General features: G+C 63.7%; 16 protein-coding genes. 5 read left to right on the forward strand and 11 right to left on the reverse strand.

The genetic code is table 11. From position 1 onward, the window contains the following. The first annotated feature begins 89 nt into the window (after positions 1-89). The 4 genes from F4X08_03905 to F4X08_03920 all read left to right on the forward strand — a co-directional run bounded on the left by F4X08_03905 (position 90) and on the right by F4X08_03920 (position 4,515). Positions 90-953, forward strand: coding sequence for a DUF4382 domain-containing protein (locus F4X08_03905; GenBank protein ID MYD24942.1), 864 nt, complete (start codon positions 90-92; stop codon positions 951-953). 198 nt (positions 954-1,151) lie between these two features. Continuing rightward, positions 1,152-2,168, forward strand: coding sequence for a lactonase family protein (locus tag F4X08_03910; protein ID MYD24943.1), 1,017 nt, complete (start codon positions 1,152-1,154; stop codon positions 2,166-2,168). Positions 2,169-2,211: 43 nt separating this feature from the next. Further along, entirely contained in the window at positions 2,212-3,588 is a 1,377-nt protein-coding gene (locus F4X08_03915) for a dihydroorotase family protein (protein ID MYD24944.1), read from the forward strand. A gap of 33 nt (positions 3,589-3,621) precedes the next feature. After that, a complete protein-coding gene (locus F4X08_03920; protein MYD24945.1) occupies positions 3,622-4,515 on the forward strand; it encodes a dihydrodipicolinate synthase family protein in 894 nt (297 codons plus the stop codon). Positions 4,516-4,531: 16 nt separating this feature from the next. Here F4X08_03920 and F4X08_03925 read toward each other — a convergent pair whose 3' ends face one another. The 4 genes from F4X08_03925 to F4X08_03940 form a co-directional block, all read right to left on the reverse strand. Beyond that, positions 4,532-5,539, reverse strand: a complete 1,008-nt coding sequence (locus tag F4X08_03925) for a zinc-binding dehydrogenase (GenBank protein ID MYD24946.1) — start codon at positions 5,537-5,539, stop codon at positions 4,532-4,534. Between the two features lie 3 nt (positions 5,540-5,542). Beyond that, complete coding sequence (locus F4X08_03930; protein ID MYD24947.1) at positions 5,543-5,920, reverse strand: PH domain-containing protein; 378 nt, start codon at positions 5,918-5,920, stop codon at positions 5,543-5,545. A gap of 111 nt (positions 5,921-6,031) precedes the next feature. Next, positions 6,032-6,388 carry an mRNA-degrading endonuclease gene (locus F4X08_03935; protein MYD24948.1) on the reverse strand — a complete coding sequence of 119 codons (357 nt, stop codon included), beginning with the start codon at positions 6,386-6,388 and terminating at the stop codon, positions 6,032-6,034. A gap of 24 nt (positions 6,389-6,412) precedes the next feature. Further along, positions 6,413-6,640, reverse strand: coding sequence for an AbrB/MazE/SpoVT family DNA-binding domain-containing protein (locus tag F4X08_03940; GenBank protein ID MYD24949.1), 228 nt, complete (start codon positions 6,638-6,640; stop codon positions 6,413-6,415). 171 nt (positions 6,641-6,811) lie between these two features. On the opposite strand from F4X08_03940, the gene F4X08_03945 reads away from it, so the two are divergent. After that, positions 6,812-7,219, forward strand: a complete 408-nt coding sequence (locus tag F4X08_03945) for a hypothetical protein (protein ID MYD24950.1) — start codon at positions 6,812-6,814, stop codon at positions 7,217-7,219. Positions 7,220-7,225: 6 nt separating this feature from the next. Here the strand turns inward: F4X08_03945 and F4X08_03950 are convergent, their stop codons facing one another. From F4X08_03950 to F4X08_03980, 7 genes are all read right to left on the reverse strand, one after another. Further along, complete coding sequence (locus F4X08_03950) at positions 7,226-8,170, reverse strand: GNAT family N-acetyltransferase (GenBank protein MYD24951.1); 945 nt, start codon at positions 8,168-8,170, stop codon at positions 7,226-7,228. 53 nt (positions 8,171-8,223) lie between these two features. Beyond that, positions 8,224-10,131: a DUF4445 domain-containing protein gene (locus tag F4X08_03955; protein ID MYD24952.1), complete on the reverse strand. Its 1,908-nt coding sequence runs from the start codon at positions 10,129-10,131 to the stop codon at positions 8,224-8,226. Positions 10,132-10,159: 28 nt separating this feature from the next. Next, complete coding sequence (locus F4X08_03960; GenBank protein ID MYD24953.1) at positions 10,160-10,807, reverse strand: cobalamin-binding protein; 648 nt, start codon at positions 10,805-10,807, stop codon at positions 10,160-10,162. 142 nt (positions 10,808-10,949) lie between these two features. Further along, a complete protein-coding gene (locus tag F4X08_03965) occupies positions 10,950-11,969 on the reverse strand; it encodes an MtaA/CmuA family methyltransferase (GenBank protein ID MYD24954.1) in 1,020 nt (339 codons plus the stop codon). Positions 11,970-12,003: 34 nt separating this feature from the next. Next, a complete protein-coding gene (locus F4X08_03970) occupies positions 12,004-12,642 on the reverse strand; it encodes a hypothetical protein (GenBank protein MYD24955.1) in 639 nt (212 codons plus the stop codon). Positions 12,643-12,667: 25 nt separating this feature from the next. Then, a complete protein-coding gene (locus tag F4X08_03975; protein ID MYD24956.1) occupies positions 12,668-12,949 on the reverse strand; it encodes a hypothetical protein in 282 nt (93 codons plus the stop codon). Positions 12,950-13,030: 81 nt separating this feature from the next. Further along, entirely contained in the window at positions 13,031-14,038 is a 1,008-nt protein-coding gene (locus tag F4X08_03980; protein MYD24957.1) for a homocysteine S-methyltransferase family protein, read from the reverse strand. Between the last annotated feature and the right edge of the window lie 48 nt (positions 14,039-14,086).

Here is a 14,086-nt window from a genome sequence, read left to right on the forward strand (position 1 = left end):
TGTCAGGTCGTCTGTTCAATATATATAGCATACAGCCATCTATTGGCAATATAAACGTATATGCTCCTTTAACGCGTTCACTGCTTGAAATGAAAACACGAACCGGTCATTTCCATCTGATCCTTTTTCTGGCGATCGCGCTCCTGGCGTTCACGACCTTTGGTTGCGACAAACCGACGTCCAGTGTCTTCAGCGAACTGCAGATCCGGCTGGCGGCGCAATCACCGAACCAGCAGCACGTCGGATCCGTCGTCGTGCGATTCTCCGAGATGGCCGTACGCTCCGCCGCGAACAGCGAGTACGGAACCCCTGGCGCCGTGCCCCACACGATCGACCTGGCCGAACTCGGCGGGAGCGGAACCCGTATTCTGGATGTCTTTTCCGTGGCCGAAGGCAGATACGACGCGGCTCGGCTCAAACTCGACGGCGTAACCGTGACGCTGACGAACGGTTCTCAGTTCAGCGAAGTGTTCTCGCCACCGCTCGACGTGGAGATCGTCGTCCAGGGATCTACCCCCGTAGTCGTCGAGCGAAATCGAAAAGCCGATGCGGTCATCGATTTCGACCAGATGCGATCGATCACCCTCGAGGGGGGCACCCGGCGACCCCACGACATCACCGGCTTCAGGTTCCAGCCGAGGGCCCGGCTAGTCGACCTGGCGAGTTCGGGACAGGTCTCCGGAACCGTCAAACACGATAACGGCACGCCCTCGGTCCTCCGGGACGACGTGCCATTGCCCGGATACCCGGTTACCCTCTTTCAACCCGGCGGGACGGATTCGGTGACGGTCCGTACCAATGACGCGGGCCGGTACACCGCCTTCTTCATGCCGGCCGGGTCGTACGCCCTGTACGTTCCGCAGACCGAAGCAACCGAAGCCTGGGCATCGGAAAACGTCGAGGTGACGACCGCCAGCACCACCCGCCAGGATATCGTCCTCGCCAGGCGCTGAAGTCACGGCCGGGCGGCTGATTTCGCCAGGCGCTGGAGTCGCGGTCGGGCGGCTGATCTCCCGGGAAATGAAGCCTTGACGGTACCGGGGCCGGCCTGCACATTGTCTTTCTGTTTTCAGGCAAAATGGCTGGCCGAATGCGAGCGATACCGATGCCGCGGCCCGGTGCGTTTGCCACCGCGTGGGAAGGGGCGTTTGATGGCATTTTACATGTACCTGTCCATCACCGGCGAGGGTAAAATCGCCCTTTACGAAATGGACCCGGATAGCGGCGGATTGACCTTCAGGGAAGATGTCGCCGCGGGTGCCGGCGTGATGCCCCTGGTTGCGGATAGCGACCTTGAACGTCTCTACGCCGGACTGCGCGGCGAGCCGTCGGTACAGACCTACAGCCTGGATCGCGGAACGGGCCGCATCACGCTGCTGGGCACCACGCCTTTCGACTGGGACACGACATACATGTCCCTGGACAACACCGGTCGATTCCTGCTGTCGGCTTCCAACGGGCACGCCGTGGCGGGCGTCCATGCCATCGGTTCGGGCGGCATCGTCCAGAAAGCGCCGGTAGACCGGCAAAAGACGGCGCGGGGCGCCCACTACATCCAGACCGACCGGTCGAACCGTTTCGCCTTCGTGCCCCACGTGTCCGAATCGAACACGATCTGCCAGTTCAAGTTCGACGAGCACACCGGCAGGCTGACACCGAACGATCCGCCCCGGGTGGAGCAGCCCCCGGATACCGAGCCGCGGCACTATTGCCACCATCCCACGCTGGATGTGCTATACGTCGACAATGAGAAGGCAAGCAGCGTGACGGCCTACCGGTTCGATCCGGACCGGGGGACGCTGGAGGCGATGCAGACGGTGTCGACGTTACCCGCGGGGTTCACCGGCGAGAACACCTGCGCGCAGTTCCATATCCATCCGACCGGCCGGTTCGTGTACGTGAGCAACCGGGGGCATGACAGCATTGCCGGATTCGCGATCGACCCGGACTCCGGGCTGCTGCGTGCCATCGGGCAGACGCCGACCGAGAAGACACCCCGCGCCTTCAACCTGGATCCACACGGTCGGTTTCTCTACGCCGCGGGACAGGCAGACGGAAGACTGGCGTCCTACCGAATCGACCAGGACACGGGCGCGCTTGCGCCGCTCGACGTGTACGACGTGGGACCTTCGCCGGCCTGGGTGATGGTCCTGGACATGGATGCGTAAAGCCGGACTGCGCACCGTTTCATCGGACTGACGGGAGTAAGCCATGGCTTCCACCTTTGATCTACTCGTAACCGACGGCCTGGTCGTCAACCACGATGACGTGACCGCCGCCACGGTCGCCGTGCGGGACGGACGCATCGCGGGCGTGCTCGAACCCGACGCCCGGCCCGATAGCGCACAGCAGATTTCCGCGAAGGGCCTGCACGTACTGCCCGGCCTGATCGATCCCCACGTGCATCTCAGGTCGCCCGGCCACGAGGAGCGGGAAGATCCCGTCTCCGGCACGAGCGCCGCGGCGGCCGGCGGCATCACGACCCTGCTCGAGATGCCAATCTCTCCGGTCGCTGCCAGCTCCGCCGAGGGTCTCCGCACGCGGGGCGAGGCCATCGGCGCGCAGTCGCTGATCGACTTCGGCCTCTACGGCGCGGCCGGCCATCAGAACGTGGACCTCATCGCCGAAGTGGCCGAGGCGGGCGCCGTGGCCTTCAAGACCTTCCTGACCGCGCCGCCGACCCATCGCGAGGGCGAGTTCTTCGGCCTCTGGTGCCTGGACTACTCGCTGTTGCGGGACGTCATGGCCGCCACGGCCGCCACGGGCCTGCGCCACAGCTTCCACTGCGAGAACTGGCCCATGATCGAGACGCTCATCGCGTGGTTGTCCGCCCAGGGCCGAAACGACGGCCTGGCCCACGCGGAAAGCCGGCCCTCCATCGTCGAAGACACCTCGGTCGCCATGATGATGAGCCTGGCCGCCGAGGCGGGCGGTCCCGTGGAGGTCGTGCACCTTTCGAGCCCTCGGGCCGCGCAGATGGTGAAGGAGGCCAAGGCGCGGGGTCTCGACGTCATCGCCGAGACCTGTCCCCAGTACCTCTTCCTGACCGACCAGGTCCTTGCCGCGCACCGCGGCTTCGCCAAGTGCAACCCGGCCCTGCGGCCGGCCGAAGAGGTCGAAGCGCTCTGGTCCTACCTGCACGACGGCACCCTGGAGTTCGTCGGCAGCGACCATTCCCCTTTCCGGCCGGAAGAGAAGGAAGGGGAGGACATCTTCGCCATTCCGCCCGGCCTGCCCGGCCTGGAGTCTATGGCGCCCCTGATGCTGACTGCGGTTAACGACGGCCGGCTGTCGATCACCGACCTGGTTCGGCTGATGTCGACCCGCCAGGCCGAGATCTTCCGGCTTCCCGGCAAGGGACGCATCGCCATTGGAAACGATGCCGATCTCACCTTCGTGGACCTGGACGCGCGGTGGACCTTCGACCGGAACCAGTGCTTCACCAAGGCGAGGGACGTCATGCGCATCGTGCACGGTATGCCCATGAAGGGCCGCGTCCGACGTACCATGGTGCGCGGGGAGACGGTGTACGAGGACGGCAGGATCACGGGCCGGCCCGGCTACGGCCGGTGGCTTAAGCCCAACTGACCGAGGAAACCCGGCCGATCGAAAGGATAAAGTATGGCAGTTCCAGATCCCAGGGGCGTGTATACCATTGCGCCAACGCCCTTCGAAGAAGACGGCAGCCTGGATACGGGCAGCCTCTCGACGCTGACCAATTTCCTTATCGACCTGGGGATCGACGGGATTACCGTCCTGGGCGTAATGGGCGAAACCAGCAAACTGGTCGAAGCCGAACGGGACCGGGTCATCGCCGGCGTGGTCGAAGCCGCCGCGGGTCGTATACCGGTCTGCGCCGGAACCAGCCACACGGGGACGGACGGATGCGTCGCGCTCAGCCGGCGTGCCGAGGAGCTGGGCGCCTCCTCGCTCATGGTGGCGCCGTCGAAACTGGCCAAGGGCACGGACGAGGCCCTGCTCGCCCACTACCTCAAGGTGGCCGACGCCGTATCCATACCCCTCGTGATCCAGGACCATCCCACCAGCAGCGGTGTCCAGATGAGCATCGACTTTATCGCGACGGTGGCCGACCGGTCTCCGCAATGCCGCTTTCTCAAGTTGGAAGAAGAACCGTCGCCGCGCAAGGCCAGCCAGGTGCTCGCGGCCAATCCCGACGTGGAGATCTTCGGCGGCCTGGGTGGCGTCATGCTCCTGGAGGAACTCCGCCACGGGTGCATGGGCACCATGACCGGCTTCGCCTATCCCGATATCCTGAAGGACATCCACACGAAGTACATGTCCGGCGACCTCGACGGCGCCACCGAGACCTTCTACAGGTACTGTCCCCTGATCCGCTTCGAGGGCCAGCCCGGCATCGGGCTGTCCATCCGCAAGAACGTCTACCAGCGTCGCGGCGCTATCAAGACTGCACGGGCACGCCAGCCCTACGTCCCCCTGGACGACGGGACCCTGGCGGACCTGAACGATCTGCTGACGAGACTCGGATTGGAGTGATCGAAGAGGCTACCGCTCAATCCCGCCAGTCGAGCAGGACTCCCAGCGCTTCGCCCGGTTTCTGATAGAGCAGCGCGAAGGCGTCTGCCGCCTGGCGCCAGTGGAAACGGTGCGTGGTCATTCGATCGGTCCGGATCGCGCCCGACGCGAGGAGTTCCATGGCGCGGCGGGACTGGCGGGCACCCGCACGCGTCCGGAAGTACCCGCCCAGCAGTTTGCGACCCTGGATCTTGTTCGAAGGCAGCGAAAGCGGCTGGTCTTCGTACAGCCCGATCAGGTGCATCAACCCGCCTAAGGCCAGCATGTCGAGTCCCTGCCCGAAGGCGACCGGACCCGCCGGACCGCCCACTGCATAGACCACGATATCGGCGCCGAGGCCGTTGGTCAGGCGCTTCACGGCCCTGACGGGATCCTCCTCGCGGGCGTTGATCACCGTGTCGGCGCCGCATTCCGCCGCCATGGCACACCGGTTGGCCAGTGCGTCCACGGCCACCGTCCTGCCCACGCCATTGGCCTTGATGACCTGAAGGATCAGGTTGCCCACGAGGCCCTGGCCGAGCACGACCACGGTGTCCTGGGGCTGGATATCCTCCACTTCCACCCAGGTGACCGCACCCGCCGTCAACGGGTAGTACGGGGCGCGGTCGAAGGAAAGGTCCGCCGGCATGGGCATGACGACGGTCTGGTCCCACGGAAAGACGAGCCGGGCCGGCCGGACCACGTACTGGGCGTGGGGCGCCAGGGCGACGACGCGGTCGCCGGTTTCCAGGTGTTCGACCCCTTCTCCGAGCGCATCCACCGTCCCCGCCATGGAATAGCCCATGATGTCCGGGCTCACGGCGTGTTCCCGCGTGTACCGGCCGCCGAGTTCGGAACCCCGGCTGATGAGGCTGCACGCCGCCTTGATCCGTATCTCTCCGGGACCGGGGTCGGGAATCGGCACCTCCTCGATCTCGATCCGGTGAAGTCCTTCGGGCTTGATGACGCGCTTCATGGTTGGGGGTTTCTTTTTCGACATACCCATATATCAATCCAATGTGAACTTCGCCAGGGTCCTTTGAACGTCGGTTACGTCAATCCCCTTCTTGAACTCTTTCTTGACTGGCAATTCGTTACCTGAAATCCATACCTTCATCTCGGAGTCGAGATCGACCCGCCCCGCAGTCTCGAACGAAAAATGGGTGATCGACTTATACGGGATGGAGTGGTACTCCGTCTTTCGGCCGGATATCCCCTGTTTATCCACCAGGATCAGCCGCCGGTCCGTGAAAGCGAACAGGTCTCTGACCAGCTTGAAGACCCTGACCAGTTTCTCTTCCTCGATCAGTATCTGCGAGAACTCCTTTTCCATCTCTTCAACTTCAACCTCCGAAGCGTTGCCCATGACGGCGTTCAGAATCGACACAATGCCTCCCTGTGGTTTCTCCCTGTGGTTTCTCCTGATATGCGCTACCCGGGTTCTTATTGAACAGTCCTGATTCTTCCTGAACAGTAATGCCGATTGAACGGCAGCCCGTCAAGACCGGTCTTCCTCGTCCAGCAGCGCCGCGGCCTTTCGCAGGACGTCATCCATGGCCTCGGCGGGCAATGTGCAGATCCGCACCACCGTGCCGGACCGCCAGTCCACGCTTTCCAGTTGGTCGGCCAGGATGATCCCGGTTGCCGCAAGCCCCCCGGGGATCGAAACTTCAAACGGATACCCCTTCTCCTCGTCGGTAATCGGACAGAAGAGGGCCAGGCCGGACCTGCGGTTATAGGCCTCGGGCGAAACCGTGACGGCGGGCCGCCCGGAAGGCAGGTAGGTGCCCTTCCCCGACCGGGAATAGATCCACACGATTTCACCCCGAACCGGTACGTAGCTTGGTGTAGCCATTGTTCGTCTCCTTTTGTCTCGCCTTCAGCGGTGGCTGCCGATGCTTATTCTGCCGTGCAGGTTGCGTTTCGAGATGCCCGGAAGCAGGTCGGGAAGTTTGAACCGGGTTCGTTCCAGCGGCACCAGGGTCAATTCCTTGCCCCGGAGCATGAGTACCACCGGTGAATCGTCCCGGACACCCATCTGGACGGCGACCGGTTTCGGTATGCGCAGCGCCAGGCTGTTGCCCCATTTCTTAATGCGGGATTTCATGCGAGCCTCCTGTAAGAATGATGTAGATGCCTCGTCTAGACACACTGCCAATGGGTGTATCTACCATGGTTCGTTAATTGATTAGTCGAGGTAGTTGCCGGAGTCTCGACTGAATAGGTAACACGATCAATTTCATCGAAGGCAGTTTGCTAGGAATAGACTACAGGAGGAGTGGCGGTGCTCAAATACGACTCAGTCAGATATCCTGCATTGATCGATGGCCAAAAAGGTGCCTATGGCGTGGCCTTCCCCGATCTTCCAGGCATCGTTGCCGTGGGAGACACCATAGACGAGGCCCTGATGAACGCGGAAGAAGCACTCAGGGATTATGCGATTGAAACGGAAATGGACGGCGAGGCGATCGTGCAGCCATGCGAACTGGACGAAGTCGTGGTTGAACCGGGCCAGATACTGACGGCCGTTCCACTGATCCGTCAATCCGGACGAAGCGTACGCATACATATGGCCATCAACGAGGGCGTGGCCGTTTTCATAGACAGCGAGGCGAATCGGCGAGGAATGACGCGTACGGCTTACGTGGAGTGGATGGCGCGGTGTATCGCCAAGATGGGTGGTTAAGGCGAGTTACTTTATCGTCTTCCGCAGCGTATACCGTCCCGGTTCGGGAACATATCCCAGCTTGCGGTTGAGCGCCAGCATGGGACTGTTCGTCGAGTCGTTGTGCGTACTGATCGACCGTGCGCACTGGCTTCGGGCATAGCGTATCGCGGCGAGTTTCAGCGCGAGGGCGATGTTTCGCCTGCGGTACGACCGGATCACCCCGGTGTGCACGTTGAAAGCCTGGCCCACCTCCGGGTAAAGCCGGACGGCGCAGATCCCAACCCAACGATCGCCGTCGGCCGCGATTAACTGGCCGTCCGGACGGTACCAGCCCGCCTCGTAGACCCACTCGTTGAACTCCTCGAAGGACAGCCCGGGCCCGGTCCAACCCGGCACATCCCGGTCGGTGATCGCATTGACTTCGTAGAGTTTCCTGCGCGCCTCCCGCGTATCTCCGAAATCCGCAAGGGAGTGGATCCGCAGACCCGAAGCCGCATTGTCCGCGATGATCTGCGCAAAAGGTGATTCGTCGAAGTGTTCCAGATCCAGGCTCGACTGAAACAGATGCTGGTCGTTTACGAAACCCCGCCGCTTTGCGAAGGCCTGCGAAACGGCACAGTCGTCCCGGACCTCGCTGGTAACCGTGCCGGCGTTGTGGTGCTGAAGAAACGCCAGCATGTCCGCATACAATGCCGCGCCGATGCCCCGTCCGCGCCACTCCGGCGCGACCCCTGCCCATGCGTAGAACTGCCCTTCCGGATCCCAGGTCTCGTGAACCGACACCGCGTAGCCCACCACGGCATCGTCCTCGTTTACGGCGACCCGGCGATAGCTGATTCTGCCAGGCGCATCGTGGGTCAACCACTCGTGCACAGTCTCCACGGATACGGGATTCTGCTCGAAGGTATTGACGACGGAAGCGATGCCGGGTTCGTCGGTGGAGGGAAGGGCAGGGCGGAGGCGGAACATGAGATTGGACAAGTGGGTAGGAAGCTGAATTCCAGAAGCCTCGTGGGTAACCACTACACCAGCACCCCGGGCATGGGCTTGAACTGGCAGGCCTCGACGAAGACCTCGAAGAAGTCGGGGGTGGTCTCGAGTTCGACGTGCTCGATGTCCTTGACCAGCGCCTCCAGCTCCGCGCGGCGGGAGCGGGACAGGAGGATCTCCCGGGCACCCTGGACGGCGGCGTTGCCGACCTTGACGATGCGGTCCTCGGGCACGGGGGCGAGGAACCCGATGTCGATGGCGTTGCGCACGTCCACGTAGTTGGCGAAACCCCCGGCGAGGAAGAGGCGGTCCACGTCGCCGGGCGCGACGCCGAACGTGCGCAGCACGATGTACTGCCCGCAGTAGTTGGCGGCCTTGGCCTGGGCCAGGTTGCTTGCGTCCTGCCGGGACAGGGTGATGCCGGCCTCGGCCACAACGTCCACTTCGAACTGTTTCCGATCGGAAAACACGCCCTTCGGGCTCATCATGCCGTGGCGGCGCAGTTCGGCGAGGAGGTCGATCAGTCCGGAGCCGCAGATGCCCTGGGGCGCGGTATCGCCGATGGTGCTCCAGGCAAACCGCCCGTCTTCCCATTTCAGCGATTCGATGGCGCCCTCGTAGCCCGGCATGCCGTACTGGATGCCGCCGCCCTCGAAGGCCGGTCCGGCGGGGCACGAAGCCGTGATCATGCGCCCGTTACCCGCCACGACCACCTCGGTGTTGGTGCCCACGTCCACAAGCATGGATACGCCAGGCTGCGCGGCCAGTTCGACGGTAGCCAGATCGGCCGCCACGTCGCCGCCCACGTGGCTGGCGATGAGGGGCATACCGTAGACCCGGGCCTTCGGATTAGCCCGGAGCCCCAGGCGGCGGGTGCCGATGGTGAGCGCCGTAGTCTCCCGCTCGCCCGCGAGGTATTCGTTTTCGATTTGTGACTTGTAGGGCTTCTGGCCGATGCTCTGCACGTCGAGCCGGAAGAAGAGGTCCCGCATGGTGGAATTGCCCGCGACGACGATCTCGTAGATCTCCTGCCGTGCGGTTCCCGTGCGCTCGCACCAGTCCATGATCTCGTGATTGACGGCGTTGATGATGGCGTTCCAGAGTTCGTCCTCGAAGGCGCCGTCGTAGGAAATCCGGTGCATCACGTCGCTGCCGCCGAAGCGCTGGGGGTTCTCGAAGGAGCAGACGTGGACGCTCTTGCCGGTCTCGAGGTCTACAAAGTCCATGACCACCGTGGTCGTGCCCAGGTCGATCGCGAGCCCGTAGACGTGTCCGCGGTACTGGTCCACCTGTTCGCCGTCGTAGAAGACGTCATCTCCCCGCCTGGTGACCATGGGGTCGAGCGGCGTGTCTTTTTCTTCGGTAACGGTCAGGATCTTGGGCGTGCGGCGCAGGGGTGCGAAGGCGACGTCCACGTTCGGGTCGATGACGCGGGCCTGGCAGGCGAGGCGATAGTTCTCCCGCAGGAAGGACTCCGGCTTCGTCCGGGGCGCCAGGCCTTCCATCCCCTGCTGTATTTCCACGATGCACTCGTGGCAGATTCCGTTGCGGAAGCAGGACGTAGGCACCTGCACGGCGAGGTCGTCGGCGTAGTCGAAGATGGACTTGCCGATGACCGCGGGCCGGGTCGTCGTGCCGTCGGTCACCGATCCGCCAGCTGGATCCGCGGCCGGATCCGCTGATATGTCCAAAGGCGCTTCCTCCGTCTCCCAGGCGCTGCGGTAGTCGAGCTTGTCGTCGCCGCCGCATACGAGCAGTCCGCCGGCTTCCCGGGGCTTGCGCTGGTTGCGGCACCCGAACCGGGCGGTGCATTCGTCGAAACGGTTCTTGTAGGGGCAGCGGTAGGTGGCCTGCTCGGTCGCGTGGGCCATCATGTCCTTGAAGATGGCCGTAATGCGGTCCAGCCGCTCCTGGTACGCCGCCTTGTCGATCTTTTTCATGGGAGAATTCTGGGGAGGTTGCCGGTGCTCAGGCTTCCTGTTCCTGCTTGAGCTCTACGAGGAGACGCTGGGCCAGTTCCACGCAGCCCACCGCGTCCTCGGCGGTGCCGTCGGCGCCCATGTCGTCGGCGAACTCCTGGGTGACCGATGCGCCGCCCACCATGATCTTGACGTCCTCCCGCATGTCGTTGTCGATGAAGGCGTCAATGGTCTTGCCCATGTTGGGCATGGTCGTGGTGAGCAGGGCCGACATGCCCAGCAGGGGCGCTTCATACTCCTCCACCGCGTCCATGAACTCGTCCTCGGAGGTGTCCACCCCCAGGTCGTGGACCACGAACCCGGCGCCGCGCAACATCATGATGCACAGGTTCTTGCCGATGTCGTGGAGGTCACCCTTGACCGTGCCCATTATGACGGTGCCGACGGGTTGGATGCCCGATGCGGAGAGGATGGGTTCGATGTGGGCCATCCCGGCCTTCATGGCCCGGGCGCAGGCGAGGACTTCCGGGACGAAGATGAAGTTCTCCCGGAACTTGATGCCCACGACGCTCATGCCGGCGATCAGGCCGTCGTCCATCACCTCCAGCGCCTCGACCCCGCCGTCCAGGGCCGCCCGGGTCAGCGTGTCGACCGTCCCGTTGTCCCCATCGATGAGGGCCGCGGAGATCTCCTGCATGGCGGGCGTCGCCCGAGCGAAAGCGTCGATGATCCGCGTCCGCTCGTTGGGCCTTTCGATGAACTCTTCTATTTCGTCCTTCAGAAAGTCGTTGGCGATATCGTTTAGTGCTGCCATGCGCTCCTGTCCGGTCCTCCCGGTTTCATGCCGTGTGAGCCTTGTGCCAGTCCTTCACCGCCTGCGGGATCGCCTTCAGGTTCTCGACGGACGCCTGCAGGGGCACCGCGCACTCCGGTCCCACCATATGAATACCATGTTCCAGGTTCTGGCAGACTTCCTGGCCCACTTCTTCGGGTCCTCGAGCGAAAAGCGTCTCGGGATTGTTGATGTTGCCCACGAGAGCGATCTTGCCGTCCACGGCCTCCATGGACTCCTCGGGCTTGTTCTTCGAATCGAAATGAAAGGCCGCGAAGCCGGTCTCCGAGATGTAGCCCATGCGGTCCACGGTGCGCCCGCAGATGTGCATGATCAGCGGGATGGGAATCCGTTCGGCCATCTCGATGTGCAGGTCCCGCAGGAAGCGGCGGTAGTATTCGCCGCTCACCAGGTCGCCCGTGGCATGATCCGGCAGGGTCAGGGCGTCGGCCCCGGCCTCGATCTGCGCGATGCCGAATTCCACCGTGGCTTCCTTCATGCGGTCCAGGGCGAGATGGGTCCTGCCGGGGTCGTCGAGGGACATGAGCAGGAAGGGTTCCACGCCGAAGCAGTGGTATCCCAGGGACCAGGGCCCCATGGTCTTCCCGATGACCGCCACCTCGTCGCCGTATTCCTTCTTGAGCTTGCTGATGGCGTCGAGGACGCACTTCGTGTCCCGGTGCGTCAGGAAATCCGAAGGGAGCTTGATATCGTCCACGTCGGTCCAGATGGGCTCGCGCATCTTGACCGTGGGCCAGTTGTCCTTCTGCTCCCACTGGATCTTGCAGCCCAGCGCGGAGGACTCCTGGATGATGGTAAAGACCGGCATGATGGTGTCGAATCCGAGTTCCGTGTAGCTCGTGGCCGCCAGACGGGCCATGAGCTCCGGGTCCCGGTTGGCGTCCGGGAAAGGCGCGTCGACGAGATCCATCAGTTCCACCGTGGCGACGGACGTCGGGTTGCACACGGGCGTGCGGTCCACGGGCTCTCCCCGCAGTGCGGCGAGTACCCGGTCCCGGCCCTTCATCTGCTTGATGGTGTCTTCGCTCATGACTGTCTCCTCATCCTTCCTGCTGGCTCGGCGCGGCCAGGACGCCCCGGCTCGCGACGGCCTCCTGTTCGCGCAGGACGGCCCGGACGTTGGGCGCGCGGACCAGCAACAGCCCGACCAGGGCGTCGTGGACTTCTCCACAGGGGAAAGCCACCTGGTCCAGGGTGCCGCTTACCTCGTCCATCTCGGCCAGCTTCATCAGGCCGCCCGCGATGAAGGAGATGCGGCGGTCGCGGTCCTTTCCCTCGCCATGGGCCGTGACCCGGTAGACGCCGTCTCCCTCGCTCAGGACCTTGATCTGCAAGCCCGACTTCTTGTCCAGGATCTCCAGCGGCCGCGGTTCGACGGGGCCGGCCGAATCCAGTTTGCAGGCTTCGAGGAACACCCGCTTTACCGCCAGGTGGTGTGCATAGCCGCAGTGAAACCGCAGGCGCCCGCCGCCGGCCGGCTCCATGCCTCCGAGGACTTCCATGGCCTTCACCACGAAGGCGATCCGGTCCTCGACGCCTTCCCGCCGGCTGTAGGTGAATACCTGGTAGACCGGTCCCGTATCGTCCTGCTGGCGATACAGGCCGATCGAAATGTCGTCGAAATGGGGATCTAACGGAACCAGTTCGATGCGCCTGCCTATGTCGACCGTCTGTCCCAAATCCCTACCTCGTTCGTGGTTGGCCCTATCCTTTGTCGTAACCGTCTTCCAACTGCTTCAAAAGGGCTTCGGCCACCGCTTCGGCCTCTGCCTCCTCGCCGGTCCATTCCTGCTTGTCGGACCAGTGCCACTCGTCCAGGTAGGCGTCTGTGCCCGTCAGTCCGTCCCGCATGGCCACCCGGTCGATTTCCTGCTGGAACCAGTCTGGCATCTGGCGCGAAAGGGGCCGGCGGCCCCCACTTCGCCCTCCGTAGACGCGTACCTGCGCCGGGATGTCCCGCCAGTACAGTACCTGGTAAACCGCCATGCCGACCGATCCCGTGCTCAGGCCACAAGCGCTTCGTTTACGCTGCCGCAGGCCGTCCGTCGGCACGCTGCTTCCGTGTGCTCATGCCGCCCCGTTCATCGCCTCGCGAAAGGCGCGGATGTGGGCGACACCCGTGCCGCAGCATCCGCCGATGAAATAGGCGCCGGCCTCGAGGAGTTCCGGTATGTAGGCGGCCATCTGTTCCGGAGTGTTGTCGTAGTAGGTCCGGTGTTGATCGTCGAGCCGGGCCCTGCCCGCGTTCGGATAGGCCATCATGCGTCTCGGCGTCTCCCCCCGGGCCTCCATGGCGCGCTTCAATTGGCCGATTCCGTTGATGGCGTAAGGCATCCCCGTGTGCTCGTCGCGCCGGGACTCGGCGCCGCAGTTGAGTCCGACGACCTGCACGTGATCGAGCAGGTCGCGTCCGCCGGACTGCGCGCCTCCCAGGCCGGCCGCAAGGATCTCCAGGAGATTGGCCGCCGAATGGCCCCAGTCTGTCTTGTAAATGACCTCGCCCGTGGCACGGTCCTTCGTATACTTGTACGTCTGGTTCACGGCAATCGGCAGATCGAACTGCCTCAGTACGTCGACGGCCAGGGCCGCCTCGTTGGCGGAGAACATGGTCTCGACGCAGAAGAAATCCACGCCGCCCTCCGCGAGCGTCGTGCCCACACGCTCGTGGGCGTCCCGCGCAATGCTGTTCGCGATGCCGAACTCCGTGTCGCCGCTGTCGGCCTCGATGGCGCCCGGCAAGGGACCGATGGAACCGGCGAGGTACACGTCCCTTCCGCTGCGTTCGATGGCGGCCCGGGCATGCTCCACGGACAATCGGATCAGCCCGTCGGATTCCGAGGCATCCTTGCCGGCCATTTCGAGATGGGGAAAAGACGCCACGAACGTGTTCGTGCCAATCGCTTCCGAGCCTGCTTCAATATAGTCGAAATGGATGTCCCTGACAATGTCGGGGTACAGCTCGTTGGCCAGCGCGCTGTTGGCCAGCTCGATGCCGCGGGCGAAGAGTTCGGTGCCGAAACCGCCGTCGTAGAGGAGGGGGCGGTCGTCGGCGATGCGTTCAAGAAAAGATATCATGCGGTATGCTCCGGAAGACCAGTCCGTCCGCTACCGGCGCCTGTAGAC

Source organism: Gemmatimonadota bacterium, from assembly GCA_009841265.1.
Taxonomy (GTDB): domain Bacteria; phylum JAAXHH01; class JAAXHH01; order JAAXHH01; family JAAXHH01; genus JAAXHH01.

Excerpts from the sequence above, each read along its gene's own strand:
- F4X08_03905 (MYD24942.1), top strand. The coding sequence starts at position 90 with ATGAAAACACGAACCGGTCATTTCCATCTGATCCTTTTTCTGGCGATC.
- F4X08_03910 (MYD24943.1), top strand. The coding sequence starts at position 1,152 with ATGGCATTTTACATGTACCTGTCCATCACCGGCGAGGGTAAAATCGCC.
- F4X08_03915 (MYD24944.1), top strand. The coding sequence starts at position 2,212 with ATGGCTTCCACCTTTGATCTACTCGTAACCGACGGCCTGGTCGTCAAC.
- F4X08_03920 (MYD24945.1), top strand. The coding sequence starts at position 3,622 with ATGGCAGTTCCAGATCCCAGGGGCGTGTATACCATTGCGCCAACGCCC.
- F4X08_03925 (MYD24946.1), bottom strand. The coding sequence starts at position 5,539 with ATGGGTATGTCGAAAAAGAAACCCCCAACCATGAAGCGCGTCATCAAG.
- F4X08_03935 (MYD24948.1), bottom strand. The coding sequence starts at position 6,388 with ATGGCTACACCAAGCTACGTACCGGTTCGGGGTGAAATCGTGTGGATC.
- F4X08_03940 (MYD24949.1), bottom strand. The coding sequence starts at position 6,640 with ATGAAATCCCGCATTAAGAAATGGGGCAACAGCCTGGCGCTGCGCATA.
- F4X08_03950 (MYD24951.1), bottom strand. The coding sequence starts at position 8,170 with ATGTTCCGCCTCCGCCCTGCCCTTCCCTCCACCGACGAACCCGGCATC.
- F4X08_03955 (MYD24952.1), bottom strand. The coding sequence starts at position 10,131 with ATGAAAAAGATCGACAAGGCGGCGTACCAGGAGCGGCTGGACCGCATT.
- F4X08_03960 (MYD24953.1), bottom strand. The coding sequence starts at position 10,807 with ATGCAGGAGATCTCCGCGGCCCTCATCGATGGGGACAACGGGACGGTC.
- F4X08_03965 (MYD24954.1), bottom strand. The coding sequence starts at position 11,969 with ATGAAGGGCCGGGACCGGGTACTCGCCGCACTGCGGGGAGAGCCCGTG.
- F4X08_03975 (MYD24956.1), bottom strand. The coding sequence starts at position 12,949 with ATGGCGGTTTACCAGGTACTGTACTGGCGGGACATCCCGGCGCAGGTA.
- F4X08_03980 (MYD24957.1), bottom strand. The coding sequence starts at position 14,038 with ATGATATCTTTTCTTGAACGCATCGCCGACGACCGCCCCCTCCTCTAC.